The organism is Mesorhizobium atlanticum, assembly GCF_003289965.1.
Lineage (GTDB): Bacteria > Pseudomonadota > Alphaproteobacteria > Rhizobiales > Rhizobiaceae > Mesorhizobium > Mesorhizobium atlanticum.
The window spans coordinates 400,223-415,154 of the sequence record NZ_QMBQ01000004.1; the positions used below are offsets into that span (position 1 = coordinate 400,223).

The window sequence follows — 14,932 nt, forward strand, 5'->3', positions numbered from 1 at the left end:
ACGACCCCGCTCATGATTGAGGACTCGCCATGGATAAGGGCAAGATTTTTCGCGATCTGCATGCCTCCACCTTCGTCATGCCCAACCCCTGGGACGTAGGCACGACCAAGCTTCTGGCTTCGTTCGGCTTCAAGGCGCTGGCCACCACCAGCGCCGGCTTCGCCTTCTCGCGCGGCCTGCGGGACGGCGCCGTGACCTTCGAGGCCATGATCCACCATTGCCGCGAGGTGACCGCGGCGACCGACCTGCCGGTTTCGGCCGATCTCGAACGCGGCAAGGGAGACAGCCCCGAGCAGGCCGCCGAAACCGTCTTCGCGGCGGAGGCCGCCGGGCTCGCCGGCTGCTCGATCGAGGACCACACTGGCGACCCCGCCAACCCGATCTACGATTTCTCGCTGGCGACCGAACGCGTCGCGGCCGCCGTCGAGGCGGCCAGGGCGCTCAAGCACGATTTCGTCTTCACCGCGCGGGCCGAGAATTTCCTCTGGGGCAAGACCGACCTCGACGACACCATCAAGCGGCTGCAGGCCTTCGAGGAGGCCGGCGCCGACGTGCTTTATGCGCCTGGCATCAGCGACGTCGAAACGGTGCGCACGATCTGCTCGTCGGTGAGCCGGCCGGTCAATGTGATGGCCCGGCCGGGCTTCACCGTCGCCGACCTCGCCATGGCCGGCGTCAAACGCATCTCGCTCGGCCCGTGGTTGACCAATTTCGCCTATGGCATGCTGGAAACGGCGGCGCGCGAAATCCAGCAGGACGGCACTTTCGGCTTCACCCGGGCGGCGATGCCGTTCGGCAAGCTGCAGGCGCTGTTCGGCGGCGACGGCGCCGACTAGAGCAATTTCCCACCTGGAAACCGCGACAAAACAGAGAGGCGGTGAAACGCTCTAGGGGCGAACCGCCTCCCGCGCCGAAACCGCCTTGTGCAGATGCACCATCATGGCCGCCGCGAAGAGCGGCGTCAGCAGGTTGAGCAGCGGCACGGCGAGGAACAGGGCGATGACCAGCCCGGCCAGGAACACGGTCCCGGTATTTTCGCGGCGCAGCGCCTTGGCCTCGGCTTCTGGGCGAAAACGCATGGCCGCGAATTCGAAGAATTCGCGGCCGAGCAGATAGCCGTTGACGATGAAGAAGGCGGCGATGTTGATGCCCGGGACCAGAAGCAAGAGCAGCGCCACGATGTTGCCGAGGACCACCACGCCGAAGAATTTGATGGCCAGCACAAGCGAATGCAGCGCCGGCACGGCACGGCCGGGCGGATCGTTGGGATAGTCGGTACGCTCGACCACCTCGGCGACATCGTCGAGGAACAGACCGGCGACGATCGCCGTGACCGGGGCGATGAGCAAAGCCATCCCCACCGCCAGCACGATGCCGGCAATGATGGCGCTGAGCCACCCGGCCCAGGATGGCAGGCCCGGCAGCAACGTCTGCAGCCACGGCCAGGCCAGCCATTCGAGCAGGCTTTCGAGGCCGACCCACAGCGCCAGCAGAGCAAGCAGCGTCAGCCCCAGCGTCTTGAGGAAGACGGAACGGAATTCGGGCGAGAACAGCCGACTGGCGGCGGCGCGGGCAGCATCTAGGATCACGGCGGGTGCAGACCCCTCATCGAGAAACGACGCCCCCGAGATAGGCGGCGAGGGAGAGCGGCGCAACTGCAAGGCGAGATCGTCGCCCGACCGTTCACGCTTTTCCCGGGATCGCTCCTGCCCGCCTGGCGGGAATGGTCATTGCCGCAACGCCGGCGACGACGAAACCCATGCCGACCCATGCGGCCGGCCCCAGGCTTTCACCCAGGAAGACGGCGCCGATGCCGACGCCGATCGGCACGCGCAGATAGGCCTGCGAGGTGGTGCCGACCGAGCCCAGCGTGTGGATGAGGCGAAAATAGATGACGAAGGCCAGCGCCGTCGAAAAGACCGACAGCCCGAGCAGGGCCAGGATCGAAGCCGTCGACGGCGCAAGCGTCCATGGCCGGTCGATGATCAGGCTGAGCGGCACGAGCATCACCGCGCCGCAAAGCATCGAGCCCGCGGCCGGTATCATCGGATCGAGGCCCTTGAAGCCGCGGCCGAAGATCGCCGCGCCGGCATAGGAGACCGTCGCGATGACGATCGCAAGCTGCGCCGAGATTTGACGGCCAAGCCCGCCAAGCGCTTCCGTGCCGATGATGAGACAGATGCCGACGATGCCGGCCCCGACACCGGCGAGCTTGCGCGCCGTGACGGGCTCATGGCGCGTGATCAACGCCGTCAGCAGGAAGGTGAAGATCGGCGACGTCGAGTTGAGAATGGTGGCGAGGCCGGCATCGACCGAACGCTCGGCGGCGGCGATCAGGGTGAAGGGCACGACGCTGTTGAGGCAGGCCTGGAAAGCGAACCGACGCCACATTGCCGCGTCGGCAGGCATGGCAAGGCCGCGCCAGCGAATGACGGTGAGCAGAATGGCCCCGGCGATCAGGGTCCGGGCGGCGATGAAGGTGACAGGCGGGATCGTCTCGACGCCGATCTTGATAAAGGTGTAGGAAGCGCCCCACAGCACCGCCAGGACGCCTAGAAGCGCAAGGTCGGCGGACATTTCGGTCTTTCCGGACATTCGTGGTTCGCACCCTTCAGCCTGTTGCCGTCGGTCGGCTTCTAGCCCGCGCTGCCGCGGAATTGTTTCCACCAAGATGAAACCTTAGCTGTCAGGGTCGCGACTGTTGTGGGCCAGTTCGACGCGAACGCTGCCGCAGCCGGCGAACAATCGGCGCCGAGGCCGGTACCGCGGAAGGCGATGGCGATTTTCGGGGTAGGCAAAGCAGCGGCAACTCGCTAGACCCGCGCCCGGCCGGCATGCCAGATAGCCGGGTGGGTTCTTGGCGGAGATCTTGATGCCGGAATATGACGTGCTTTGCATCGGCAATGCCATTGTCGACATCATCGCGCAATGCGACGAGGCTTTTCTCGAGACCAACGGCATCATCAAGGGCGCGATGAACCTTATCGACGCCAGGCGCGCCGAACTGCTCTACAGCCGCATGGGGCCGGCGATCGAGGCTTCAGGCGGCAGCGCCGGCAACACGGCGGCCGGTGTCGCCAGTCTCGGCGGACGGGCTGCCTTCTTCGGCAAGGTTTCCAACGATGCGCTGGGCGAGATCTATACGCACGACATTCAGGCCCAGGGCGTGGCCTTCGACACCAGGCCGCTTACAGGCCAGCCGCCCACGGCGCGCTCGATGATCTTCGTCACGCCAGACGGCGAGCGTTCGATGAACACCTATCTCGGCGCCTGCGTCGAGCTTGGCCCCGAGGATGTCGAGGCCGACAAGGCGTCCGGCGCCAGGGTGACCTATTTCGAGGGTTATCTGTGGGATCCGCCGCGCGCCAAGGAGGCCATCCGCCAAACGGCAAAGCTGGCGCATGCGGCCGGCCGCGAGGTGTCGATGACGCTGTCGGATTCCTTTTGCGTCGACCGCTACCGCGACGAATTCCTCGAGCTGATGCGCTCAGGCACCGTCGATATCGTCTTTGCCAACAGCCACGAGATCAAATCGCTCTACCAGACCGCCTCCTTCGAAGAGGCGCTCGCCGCCATCCGCAAGGATTGCAAAATAGCCGCTGTCACCCGTTCCGAAAAAGGCTCGGTCATCGTTCGTGGCGACGAGACCGTCACCATCCAGGCGACGAAGATCAAGGAACTGGTCGACACGACCGGCGCCGGCGATCTTTACGCCGCCGGCTTCCTTTACGGCTACACGACCGGACGCAGCCTCAAGGAGTGCGGCGACCTCGGCTCGCTGGCGGCCGGTTTGGTGATCCAGCAGATCGGCCCGCGCCCGCGCCAGAATCTGCGCCGCGAGGCCGAGCAAGCCGGACTGCTTTAGGTCTCTTACCTCTCATCCTTGTGGGAGAGGTCGGATTGCCCGATTTGTCCTTACAAATCGGATGGCAATCCGGGTGAGGGGTAAGCACCAAGCTGGAGTCCCCGTTTCGGCGCTGCACGCCGAGTCACCGCCTGGGGCGAGTCACTGGCCTCGCCCATCCTTCCGACCCCACAGGGAGAAGGAAGAACGCCGGCTGTCGCGCCCCTGTCACACAGCGCTCCTACACGCAAAGATAGGGCGTTCCGCGACTGACATTTCGGCATGCCAAACCAGGGGTGTGAAGATGCAAGCCAGCAACCTGCCGGGCCGCGGCGTCCGTTGCCGCCGCAATCCGTGCTTTCCGCGATAGAATTTCAGCAACCGCCGGCGCCCGGGGGAGGAGCGCGGGCCACAAGACGAACGCATGACCAGACTTCAGACCCCGCCCGAGGGGATTTCGCAAGAGACCTTGGCAGGCATCGTGACCGAGGCCGTGCAGCAGACATTGATGCAGCAAGGTGTCCTGCTGGACGCACAGGCCCTGGTTTCAGCCAGCGCGCTCGCCGGCAGCTTGGCGGCCGCCCTTCCCTTCCTGCCGCCGGCGCAGCGCCATGCGGTCGATTCTTTCAAGGGCGATTGGACCGCGCTCGTGTCCGAGTTCTTCCGCTCGGTGCCGGAGAGAACCGCAGGCGGAAGTCCGACGGTGCCCGACCAGGCTTCCGAGCGCGTGCCGATGGAGACGGGAAGGCTTCAGAATATCGCAGAACGCGCGGCCGATCTTCAATCGATGCTGCTTGAGGATTGGGCCGGCGAGGTCGCCGGCTCGACCTATCTGGAAGAGAAGCTGCGCATCCCGCGCTCGACACTGCATCGCTGGCAGAGGCGCGGCGAGGTCGTCGCGTTGCGCAAGGGTGGCCGCAAACATGTCTTTCCACTCGCCCAGTTCGTCGACGGTAGGCCGGTTCTGGGGATCAGCGACGTGCTGTCGGCGATCGCCAATCCGAGGCTCGCCTGGTTCTGGCTGACCCGCCCCGCGCCCGAGCTTAGTGGCCGCGTTCCTATCGAAATGTTGAGGGACGACATGGTCGCGGACGTGGTCCGCGCCGCCGGCACCGTGTGCTGACACTGTCTCGCGGATTCGATCTTTTCCATATTTGTCCGCGGTTTTAGAAATTTATTCGGCAAATCACCTGTCATAAGACTGTAATAATCGGCACATTTGGCACATTCTGAAGGTTTTCTAGCGTTTCGATTGTACTCTACGTTCAGAATGTCCCATTTTTTGCAGATATGTGACGTGATATTTGGGCAACAAGACTTTCATAAGATGCAAAAAGCCGCTTTCCAGACACAATCTCTGTTGTGCGCAGCCACCATTTGGGTCATGTCCAAGGCGAAGAAGCGGCGCCGGTGCGCGTACTTTTTCACGATGGGGACGGGGGTGGCAAAGCCGAACGGCATGTCAGGCCTGTCTTGAACCTTTGACTGGAGATTCAAGAAAATGAACATCAAGAGCCTTCTTCTCGGCTCAGCTGCGGCCCTGATCGCAGTTTCGGGCGCCCGCGCCGCCGACGCGGTCACCGTAGCCGAGCCGGAACCGGCCGAATACGTGAAGATCTGCGACGTCTACGGCGCCGGCTACTTCTACATCCCCGGCACCGAGACCTGCCTGCGCATCGGTGGCTACCTGCGCTACGACATGGGCGTCGGCGATTCCGGCACGCTGGATGGCGTCAACAACGTCCCGGACCACATGGACGGTGACAGCCACGACACCTACTACAAGAACATGCGCTTCACACTGCGCACCTATACCGGCCAGGAAACCGAGCTCGGCACGTTGAAGACCTTCACCGAGACCCGCTTCCAGTTCGGCAACAAGTCCGGCGACTATGAAATTAGCGGCTCTGACTGGCAGGCCATCAACAAAGGCGTCACCCTCAACTTCGCCTGGATCCAGCTCGGCGGCTTGCGCGTCGGTAAGGATGAAACGGCCTATGACCAGTTCATCGGCTACGCCGGCGCGGTCATCCAGGACACCATCATCCCGTATGGCATCAAGGACACCAACGTCGTTCAGTATAATTTCGACGCAGGCAACGGCATCACCGGCGTCGTCTCGCTCGAAGAAGGCACCGGCGTCAACACGATCGACAGCTATGTTCCGCATGTCGTCGGCGGCCTGAAGTACAAGGGCGACTGGGGTGCCATCACCGGCGTCGTCGCTTATGACAGCAACTACGAGGAAGTGACCGGCAAGGTTCGCCTGGACGTCAACGTCAGCAAGGAACTGACCCTGTTCGTCATGGGCGGCTACGGCACCACCCACAACAGCGACGACTTTGCCCCGAGCGGCCGTACTCAGTACAAGCCGTGGGGCGGGAACTGGGCTGTGTGGGGTGGCGGCACCTACAAGTTCAACGAGAAGACGGCGTTCAACGTCCAGGCTTCAGCTGACGACGACAAGAACATCGCCCTCGCCGCGAACGTCGCCTACACCATCGTCCCGGGCTTCACGATCACGACCGAAGTCGACTGGGATCACTTCGGCCGCTTCGGCGAAAAGACCATCTACGGTAACTTCACCAAGGCTGACAAGAAAGACAGCATCGGCGGTATCGTCCGCTTCCAGCGCAACTTCTGATCGATCCTCGGGATCAAACAGAAAGGCCCGCGGCGCTGCCGCGGGCCTTTTGCTTTGGCTCAAGCAAAGAAACGGTCGAACTGCTACCGGTTCAATTCCCCGCCGTATAGGCCGCGATCGCCGCCATGTTGACGATATCGCTGTCCTTGGCGTTCAACGACACGATCTGCACTGGCTTGTTCAAGCCCACCAGCAGCGGGCCGATGACGGTCGAGCCGCCGAGCTCCTGCAGCATCTTGGTCGAAATCGAGGCCGAGTGGAATGCCGGCATGATCAGCACATTGGCCGGACCGGTCAGGCGGATGAACGGATATTGCGCCATGGCGCGCGGGTTCAGCGCCACGTCGGCCGCCATCTCGCCGTCATACTCGAAATCGACGCGGCGCTTGTCGAGGATACGCACCGCCTCCTGCACGCGCTCGGAACGCTCGCCCTGCGGATGGCCGAAGGTGGAGTAGGCGAGCATGGCAATCCTCGGCTCGTAGCCCATGCGGCGGGCAAAACCCGCGGCCTCCTCCGCGATGTCGGCGATCTGCTCGGCATTCGGCATGTCGTGCACGGCGGTGTCGGCGACAAGCACGGTGCGACCCCGCGCGAGCACGATCGACACGCCGATGACGCGGTGGCCTGGCTTGGCGTCGATGATGCGGCGTACATCGTCGAGCGCGGTGGAATAGTTGCGGGTGACGCCGGTGACGATACCGTCGGCATCGCCCAGCGCCACCATGCAGGCGGCGAAATGGTTGCGGTCGTTGTTGATCAGCCGCTGGCAATCGCGGAACAGGAAGCCTTTCCGCTGCATGCGCTCGTAGAGATAATCGGTGTAGATGCCGTTGCGGCGCGACAGCCTGGCGTTGATGATTTCGAGGCCCGGCTTGTTGAGATCGATGCCGGCATTGCGGGCGTTGTCCTTGATGATGTCGTCACGACCGAGCAGGATCGCCGTGCCGAGCTTCTGGTTCACATAGGAGACCGCGGCGCGCATCACCTGCTCCTCCTCGCCTTCGGCGAAGACGATGCGCTTGGGCTGGCGGCGCACGCGGTCGTAGATGCGCTGCAGGGTCGAGGCGATCGGGTCGCGGCGGGCCGACAGCTCCTGCGCGTACCGGTCGAGGTCGAGGATCGGCTTGCGGGCGACGCCGGACTCCATCGCCGCCTTCGCCACGGCCAGCGGGATCGCCGAGATCAGGCGTGGGTCGAACGGCACGGGGATGATGTAGTTGGGGCCGAATTTCGGCCGGTTGCCCTGATAGGCGGCGGCGACATCGTCCGGCACGTCCTGGCGCGCCAGCTCGGCCAGCGCGCGTGCCGCCGCGATCTTCATCTCGTCATTGATGGTGGTGGCCCGGACATCCAGCGCGCCGCGGAAGATGTAGGGGAAGCCCAGCACATTGTTGACCTGATTGGGGTAGTCCGAGCGGCCGGTCGCCATGATGGCGTCGGTGCGAATTTCGCCGACTTCCTCGGGCGTGATCTCGGGGTCGGGATTGGCCATGGCGAAGATGATCGGGTTCTTCGCCATCGACTGCACCATGGCAGGCGTCAGCGTGCCCTTGGCGGAAAGGCCGAGGAAGACGTCGGCGCCGTCAAGCGCCTCGGCGAGGCTGCGCGCCTCGGTCTTGACCGCATGCGCAGACTTCCACTGATTCATGCCTTCGGTGCGGCCTTGGAAGACCACGCCCTTGGTGTCGCACAGGATGATGTTTTCCGGCGAAAAGCCCATCGCCTTCATCAGTTCGATACAGGCGATGCCGGCCGCGCCCGCGCCGTTGCAGACCATCTTCGTGGTCTTCATGTCGCGGCCGGTGATCTCCAGCGCGTTGATCAGCCCGGCGGCCGAGATGATCGCCGTGCCGTGCTGGTCGTCATGGAAGACGGGAATGTCCATCAATTCGCGCAGCCGCTGCTCGATGATGAAGCACTCCGGCGCCTTGATGTCCTCGAGATTGATGCCGCCGAAGGACGGGCCGAGGAAGCGCACGCAATTGACGAACTCGTCGGCGTCCTCCGTCGCCACTTCGAGGTCGATCGAATCGACATCGGCGAAGCGCTTGAACAGCACGGACTTGCCTTCCATCACCGGCTTGGAGGCCAGCGCGCCGAGATTGCCGAGACCTAGGATGGCGGTGCCGTTGGAGATGACCGCGACCATGTTGCCGCGCGTCGTATAGTCGAAGGCGCGGCTCGGGTCCTCGGCGATGGCGCGCACAGGGACGGCGACGCCCGGCGAATAGGCGAGGCTCAGATCGCGTTGCGTCGCCATCGGCTTGGTGGCGACGATCTCCAGCTTGCCGGGCCGCCCCATGGCGTGGAATTCCAGCGCCTCCTCGGGACTGACGGAGGGGCCGCTGCTTTCGGTTTTCCTAGCCATGATGCCTGACGTTTTCCTCACCAATTCGCGCTCTTGAGGCGAGCGCATTCTTTTGAATTATCGCTTAAGCCCATACTCCGCCGCTGTAAACCGCCAAGCGGTCAAGTGACAGTGTCCGTAGGTGCTGCCGGCGACAGTCAAATCTTGCCCGATGAGATCGCGGCAATGTCTCGCAGGTGCTCGCGCACCGGGGCCCAGCGTGTCAGCCCAGAGGTGCCGGCGAACGGCCATTCGGAGAAGGGCGGATCATCGCTTCCCAGGCGTTGCTTAAGCGCCGAGAGATATGCCATCAGTTCCAACCGTTCCGCCTTTACCCTTTCAAGCGTGCGGCCGCGGATCTCCTCCCGCGGTATGGCGCGGTCGCGAAGCCGCTCGACCGCGCGGCGGATCGCGGCCGGCTCCGGCTCGACGATCATGCAATAGTCCGGATCGAAATAGACGTCGCGGCCGCCGATGCTCGGTGTCGAGACGATCGGTAAGCCAGCCAGCAGATACTCCATGCTGGAATACATCGCCCCTTCGACGGCGGACAGGCACAGGCCGACCGCAGCCTGGTTGTAGACATGGTTGACCTCGGCGGAGGTCAACCTGCCGGGCAGGCCATCAACGAGCGGATTGGCGATGCTGTGAAGCGGCGATTGCGCCTGCAGGCGGCGGATGAAGGCGCGGTCGCCGGCCGGCGGCAATTCGCCGATCGAGGACGTCACATGGACCAGTCTTTCGATCTCGAAAGCGAGATAGTGCCGCTTGGTGTGCGAGATGCGGCCGTTGTAAACGGCATCGTACTCGACCGGCACGTTCGGCAGCGGCCGGAAGACGCCTTCCGAAATCATCAGATTGTGGTTGGAGAAGATCGCTTTGCCGCCAACGCCTGTAATCAGGCGTCGCTCCTCTTCTGTGTTGCAGAGGAAGATCAGCTCGTGTTTGGGGCAAACTCTGGCGAACCAGGCGAGATCCTTACGCATCTGCTCAATGACGGCAGGCCGTTCCAGCGTCCAGTTCGGCATCAGGAGGAAGGTAGCGCGCCGTGGCGCAAGGGGTCGGCAGAAGGCGGCGAGCGCGTAGAGCGGGCGCCTGCCGCCGACAGGTACATAGAGGATCAACGGATCGCGACTGAAAATGTGGAGAGGCATGTCGATGCTGCCATCGAGGCCTGAAAGCGGCCCGCGCGCCGGAAGGATGAAGGGCAACCGTATCCGCGTCCACGCCTTGATTTTGGTTCTGGTACGGTTGGCCCGGTTGGTGGCAAGAAGCCGAACACGGCCGAGCGGCGAGCCGGCGGGGCCGACCATTTCCTCGAACGTCTCGTGCCCGTCCTTCTTCATCGCCCCGCCCTTCTCCTACCGGCGATCCATATGTCGGCCGACGGCATGAGGCAACATGCCTTCCGCACCCTGTCCTGCTGATGACGGCCGCCGCCGGTCTTCCCCTGCTTTTCGCGCCGCCGGCATTAAACCGGGCTGCCACTTCTGCTAGCGTCCGGGCATGAACATGCACATGCCGACAGACAACGACGCCCAGGAGACGACGACGCCTGCGCCCGCCACCGGCGGCGTCACGCCGATGATGGAGCAATATATCGAGATCAAAGCGGCGAACCCTGACTCGCTTTTGTTTTACCGCATGGGCGATTTCTACGAGCTGTTCTTCGACGACGCGGAGAAGGCGAGCCAGGCCCTCGGCATCGTTCTGACCAAGCGCGGCAAGCACCAGGGGCACGACATCCCGATGTGCGGCGTGCCGGTGCATGCGGCGGACGACTATCTGCAAAAGCTGATCGCGCAGGGTTTTCGCGTCGCCGTCTGCGAGCAGATCGAGGACCCGGCCGAAGCCAAGAAACGCGGCTCAAAATCAGTGGTGCGCCGCGACGTGGTGCGGCTGGTCACGCCCGGCACCATCACCGAGGACAAGCTGCTTGCGCCCTCGGAATCAAGTTTCCTGATGGCGCTCGGCCGCGTGAAGGGCGGCGCGGCCAGCCAGGCCGGGTTTGCCCTGGCCTGGATCGACATTTCGACCGGCGCCTTCCGCGTTGCCGAGACGAGCGCCGAGCGGCTGCTTGCCGACATCTCCCGCGTCGACCCGCGCGAATTGATCGTCGCCGAACCGGTTTTCCACGATCCGGAGCTCAGGCCGGTCTTCGATGTGCTCGGCCGGGTCGCCAACCCTCAGCCGCCTTCGCTGTTCGACTCGGCTTCCGCCACAAGCCGCATCGCGCGCTTCTTCGAGGTCGCGACACCAGACAGTTTCGGCACCTTCTCGCGCTCCGAACTGTCGGCGATCTCGGGCGCCATCGCTTATGTCGAAAAGACGCAGAAGGCGGAACGCCCGCCTTTGTCCCGCCCCGAGCGCGAGGAGCAGGGCTCGACGCTGTTCATCGACCCGGCGACGCGCGCCAATCTCGAACTGCTGCGCACGCTCTCCGGCAGCCGGGACGGCTCGCTGTTCAAGGCGATCGACCGCACCGTGACCGGCGGCGGGGCGCGACTGCTCGCCGACCGGCTGATGGCGCCGCTGACCGACCCGGGGGCGATCGGGGCACGACTGGATTCGGTCTCGTTCTTCCGCTCCGAGACGCGGCTTTGCCAAGGCTTGCGGGCCAGCCTGAAAAGCGTCGCCGATATGCCGAGGGCGCTGTCGCGGCTGGCGCTCAACCGCGGCGGCCCGCGCGATCTGGGCGCGCTGCGCGCCGGCTTCGAAGCGGCGGGCGCGATCGCCGAATTGTTCGCCGCGGTCGCCCTTCCCGCCGAGCTCGCCGCGGCGCTGGCTGCGATCAGAGCCCTGCCCGAGGCGCTCGCCCGCCACCTCAGCGAAGCGCTCGACGACGAACTGCCGCTGATCAAGCGCGACGGCAGCTTTGTGCGCACCGGCTATCACGCCGAGCTCGACGAGATGCGGGCGCTGCGCGACGAATCGCGCAAAGTAATCGCCGGGCTGGAGCGCTCGCTGATCGAGGAGACCGGCATCCGCTCGCTGAAGATCCGGCACAACAATGTGCTCGGCTATTACATCGAAGTGACCGCCAACCACCATTCGATCATGACCGGCAGCGACGCCGCCAAGGCGCGCTTCATCCATCGCCAGACCATGGCCAACGCCATGCGCTTCACCACGACCGAGCTGGCGGAGCTGGAATCGAAGATCGCCAACGCCGCCGACCGGGCGCTGAGCATCGAGCTCGCCGCCTTCGACCGGCTGACGGCGGAAGTGGTGGGCGAGGCCGAACGGATCCGCGCCGGGGCGGAAGCGCTTGCCACTCTGGACGTGTCGGCGGCGTTGGCGCTCTTGTCCGAAAGCGAGGGATGGTGCCGGCCGCTGGTCGATTCCGGCCTCGCCTTCGAAATTACCGGCGGGCGCCACCCGGTGGTCGAACAGGCGCTCAGGCGCTCCGGCGAAGGACCGTTCGTCGCCAATGATTGCGACCTCTCGCCCGAGGGCGGCGCCAAGGCCGGCGCGATCTGGCTGCTCACCGGTCCCAATATGGGCGGTAAATCGACATTCCTCAGGCAAAACGCACTGATCGCCATCCTTGCCCAGACCGGCTCCTTCGTGCCGGCGCAAAGCGCCCATATTGGCGTCGTCGACCGGCTGTTCTCGCGTGTCGGCGCCTCGGACGACCTGGCGCGCGGCCGCTCGACCTTCATGGTCGAGATGGTCGAGACGGCGGCGATCCTCAACCAGGCGGGCGAGCGGGCGCTGGTGATCCTGGACGAGATCGGCCGCGGCACAGCGACTTTCGACGGGTTGTCGATCGCCTGGGCGGCGGTCGAATATCTGCACGAAAAGAATCGGTGCCGCGCGATTTTCGCCACGCATTTCCACGAAATGACCGCGCTGACGGGCAAGCTCCCCCGGCTCCATAACGTCACCATGCGGGTCAAGGAATGGGAAGGCGATGTCGTCTTCCTGCACGAGGTCGGCAAAGGTGCCGCCGACCGCTCCTACGGCGTGCAGGTGGCGCGGCTGGCTGGCCTGCCCGAGGCGGTCGTCGCCCGCGCCAAGGAAGTCCTGCATCAGTTGGAAGAGGGCGAGGTTTCGGGCAAGACCAACCGGCTGGTCGACGACCTGCCGCTGTTTTCAGTGGCGGTGAAACGCGAAGCCCCGAAACCGGCGAAAAGCGATGCGCTGGGCGAGGCGCTCGGCGCAATCAATCCCGACGAGATGACGCCAAGGGAGGCGCTGGAGGCGCTCTATCTGCTAAAGAATTTGGCGAGCACTTAGCGCAAAAGAATAATCCTAGCGTGTTATACTTATTTCAGAGTGATACTCACGGTTACGATTCGTTCTGCGAGCACCTTAGATGTCGATTTTTTTGAAAGGCCTCAGCCTTCAATTTTACCGTGGAATCGGCAAGGACATTCAAAGGATGGGTCCTTTTAAGGACTTTAACTTCTTCATCGGCGCTAATAACTCAGGAAAATCAACCGTACTGAATTTCATATCGGACTACATGCCTTTTGACACGTCCGGGCGCAAAATGCGGGCGCAAACACCACTAGAGCAACACCGGGGAAAAACGACGGGCGAGCTCTCGGTATCCATCGGCGTGCAAAAGGACGATTTCGTCGCCTCTGCACTCCAAGCGATAAAAGATGCGTATAAGAGAGAAAATTCCAAGTCGATCATCGACGCGATCGCTTCTAAATTATCGACCAATAATTTTGTATGGTTGCGTCGACAAGACAATCCAAACGAGCCTTGGGGTTTGGATTTTAAACCCGATACTCGTGAATGGTTGGCGGTGGCGAACAGCGAAAAATGGGCTCAGTTTTGGAACTATCTCACAGATCAAGGCCGAGGAGGGCTTGAGCAACATTGGATTCCGGAATCACTAAGGACTTTGATTCGCGCCCAAAATGTTTCCTTGCCAGCTGTGAAGCTGATCCCGGCGCTACGGCAAATTGGAAAGAGTGGGTCAAAGTTTGATGACTTCAGCGGCGTTGGATTGATTGATAGGCTAGCGGAGATACAAAGCCCCGACCACGATATGAGGCACGAACGAGTTCTTTTCGACAGAGTTAACTCATTCTTGCAAAATGTTACTGGAAAGCAGAATGCAACAATCGAGATACCCCACAACCGCGAGCACATACTTGTTCATATGGACGGCAAAGTACTGCCGATCTCATCGCTTGGCATGGGTATCCACGAAGTTATAATGATTGCGGCCTTTTGCACGATCACTGAAAACCAAATTGTTTGTATTGAGGAACCCGAGATACACCTTCACCCTGTTTTGCAGAGAAAGCTAATCTCTTACTTAAAGGAATTTACCAGTAATCAGTATTTTATTGCCACGCACTCTGCCAGTTTCATAGACACTCCTGGCGCAGCCATATTTCATGTATCAAACGACGGCGATCAGACGAGCGTTCGCGAGTCGATCCTTCGAAACGAGCGCCATAATATCTGTGTTGACCTCGGATATAAAGCGTCGGATATTGTCCAGTCTAACGCAGTTATTTGGGTTGAGGGTCCGTCTGACCGGGTATATGTGCGTCACTGGATATCGGCAAGAGAACCCAGATTTATTGAGGGAATTCACTACTCCATTATGTTTTACGGCGGCCGATTACTTAGTCATCTAAGTGCCGGCTCGGAAGATATCGACGAATTTATAGCACTTCGTTCGCTAAATCAGCATTTAGCTGTGGTAATTGACAGTGACAAATCTAACCGGCAAGCCACCATTAACGAGACCAAAAAGCGTCTCAAAAAAGAGTTAGACGCTGGCCCCGCCATTTGCTGGGTTACAAAGGGCCGCGAAATAGAGAATTACATTGACCACTTGGAGCTCCAGGAGGCCGTTAAAAATATTTATCCACAAGTGTATGGGCGCCCAGCGGCCGGGGGGCCATTCGATCACGCTCTTTTCTTCCACCGCCTGTCTCCGAGCAGAAGGAGCCACCGCAATTTTGTTGCAGTCGGTCGCCCTTCTTCAATCGTGGAGAAAGTGGACAAGGTTAAAGTCGCCAAACTGGTTTGCGAGAAACCGGCGAATTTCGATATCCTGGACTTGAGGAAGCGAGTCGACGAATTGATTTCTATGATACGAAGAGCAAATACCTAGCGATGT

10 protein-coding genes are annotated in these 14,932 nt (G+C 62.3%); 6 read left to right on the top strand and 4 right to left on the bottom strand.

Annotation, left to right across the window (positions count from 1 at the left end):
• Nucleotides 1-29 precede the first annotated feature (29 nt).
• Nucleotides 30-836 carry an isocitrate lyase/PEP mutase family protein gene (locus DPM35_RS15605; RefSeq protein ID WP_112128158.1) on the top strand — a complete coding sequence of 269 codons (807 nt, stop codon included), beginning with the start codon at nt 30-32 and terminating at the stop codon, nt 834-836.
• Nucleotides 837-887: 51 nt separating this feature from the next.
• On the opposite strand, the gene DPM35_RS15610 is transcribed toward DPM35_RS15605, so the two are convergent.
• Nucleotides 888-1,589, bottom strand: a complete 702-nt coding sequence (locus DPM35_RS15610; RefSeq protein WP_112128159.1) for a sulfate transporter family protein — start codon at nt 1,587-1,589, stop codon at nt 888-890.
• A gap of 94 nt (nt 1,590-1,683) precedes the next feature.
• Nucleotides 1,684-2,577 (bottom strand): EamA family transporter, encoded by an 894-nt coding sequence (locus DPM35_RS15615; RefSeq protein ID WP_181592036.1) that lies wholly within the window; start codon nt 2,575-2,577, stop codon nt 1,684-1,686.
• Nucleotides 2,578-2,872: 295 nt separating this feature from the next.
• On the opposite strand from DPM35_RS15615, the gene DPM35_RS15620 reads away from it, so the two are divergent.
• From DPM35_RS15620 to DPM35_RS15635, 3 genes are all read left to right on the top strand, one after another.
• Nucleotides 2,873-3,865 carry an adenosine kinase gene (locus DPM35_RS15620; protein ID WP_112128496.1) on the top strand — a complete coding sequence of 331 codons (993 nt, stop codon included), beginning with the start codon at nt 2,873-2,875 and terminating at the stop codon, nt 3,863-3,865.
• 403 nt (nt 3,866-4,268) lie between these two features.
• A complete protein-coding gene (locus tag DPM35_RS15625) occupies nt 4,269-4,967 on the top strand; it encodes an antitoxin Xre/MbcA/ParS-like domain-containing protein (protein ID WP_181592037.1) in 699 nt (232 codons plus the stop codon).
• Between the two features lie 378 nt (nt 4,968-5,345).
• Entirely contained in the window at nt 5,346-6,488 is a 1,143-nt protein-coding gene (locus DPM35_RS15635) for a porin (RefSeq protein ID WP_112128162.1), read from the top strand.
• A 91-nt stretch (nt 6,489-6,579) separates the two neighbouring features.
• Here DPM35_RS15635 and DPM35_RS15640 read toward each other — a convergent pair whose 3' ends face one another.
• Both DPM35_RS15640 and DPM35_RS15645 read right to left on the bottom strand, forming a co-directional pair.
• Nucleotides 6,580-8,859 (bottom strand): NADP-dependent malic enzyme, encoded by a 2,280-nt coding sequence (locus tag DPM35_RS15640; RefSeq protein WP_112128163.1) that lies wholly within the window; start codon nt 8,857-8,859, stop codon nt 6,580-6,582.
• Nucleotides 8,860-8,996: 137 nt separating this feature from the next.
• On the bottom strand, nt 8,997-10,184 hold the full coding sequence (locus tag DPM35_RS15645) for a glycosyltransferase (RefSeq protein WP_112128164.1): 1,188 nt from the start codon (nt 10,182-10,184) through the stop codon (nt 8,997-8,999).
• Nucleotides 10,185-10,344: 160 nt separating this feature from the next.
• On the opposite strand from DPM35_RS15645, the gene mutS reads away from it, so the two are divergent.
• Nucleotides 10,345-13,077, top strand: a complete 2,733-nt coding sequence (gene mutS, locus DPM35_RS15650) for a DNA mismatch repair protein MutS (RefSeq protein ID WP_112128165.1) — start codon at nt 10,345-10,347, stop codon at nt 13,075-13,077.
• Nucleotides 13,078-13,156: 79 nt separating this feature from the next.
• The gene (locus tag DPM35_RS15655; RefSeq protein WP_112128166.1) at nt 13,157-14,926 is read left to right on the top strand and encodes an ATP-dependent nuclease; all 1,770 of its coding nucleotides are present in this window, start codon (nt 13,157-13,159) and stop codon (nt 14,924-14,926) included.
• Nucleotides 14,927-14,932 lie beyond the last annotated feature (6 nt).

Excerpts from the sequence above, each read along its gene's own strand:
- mutS (WP_112128165.1), top strand. The coding sequence starts at position 10,345 with ATGAACATGCACATGCCGACAGACAACGACGCCCAGGAGACGACGACG.
- DPM35_RS15620 (WP_112128496.1), top strand. The coding sequence starts at position 2,873 with ATGCCGGAATATGACGTGCTTTGCATCGGCAATGCCATTGTCGACATC.
- DPM35_RS15640 (WP_112128163.1), bottom strand. The coding sequence starts at position 8,859 with ATGGCTAGGAAAACCGAAAGCAGCGGCCCCTCCGTCAGTCCCGAGGAG.
- DPM35_RS15635 (WP_112128162.1), top strand. The coding sequence starts at position 5,346 with ATGAACATCAAGAGCCTTCTTCTCGGCTCAGCTGCGGCCCTGATCGCA.
- DPM35_RS15625 (WP_181592037.1), top strand. The coding sequence starts at position 4,269 with ATGACCAGACTTCAGACCCCGCCCGAGGGGATTTCGCAAGAGACCTTG.
- DPM35_RS15605 (WP_112128158.1), top strand. The coding sequence starts at position 30 with ATGGATAAGGGCAAGATTTTTCGCGATCTGCATGCCTCCACCTTCGTC.
- DPM35_RS15645 (WP_112128164.1), bottom strand. The coding sequence starts at position 10,184 with ATGAAGAAGGACGGGCACGAGACGTTCGAGGAAATGGTCGGCCCCGCC.
- DPM35_RS15655 (WP_112128166.1), top strand. The coding sequence starts at position 13,157 with ATGTCGATTTTTTTGAAAGGCCTCAGCCTTCAATTTTACCGTGGAATC.
- DPM35_RS15615 (WP_181592036.1), bottom strand. The coding sequence starts at position 2,577 with ATGTCCGCCGACCTTGCGCTTCTAGGCGTCCTGGCGGTGCTGTGGGGC.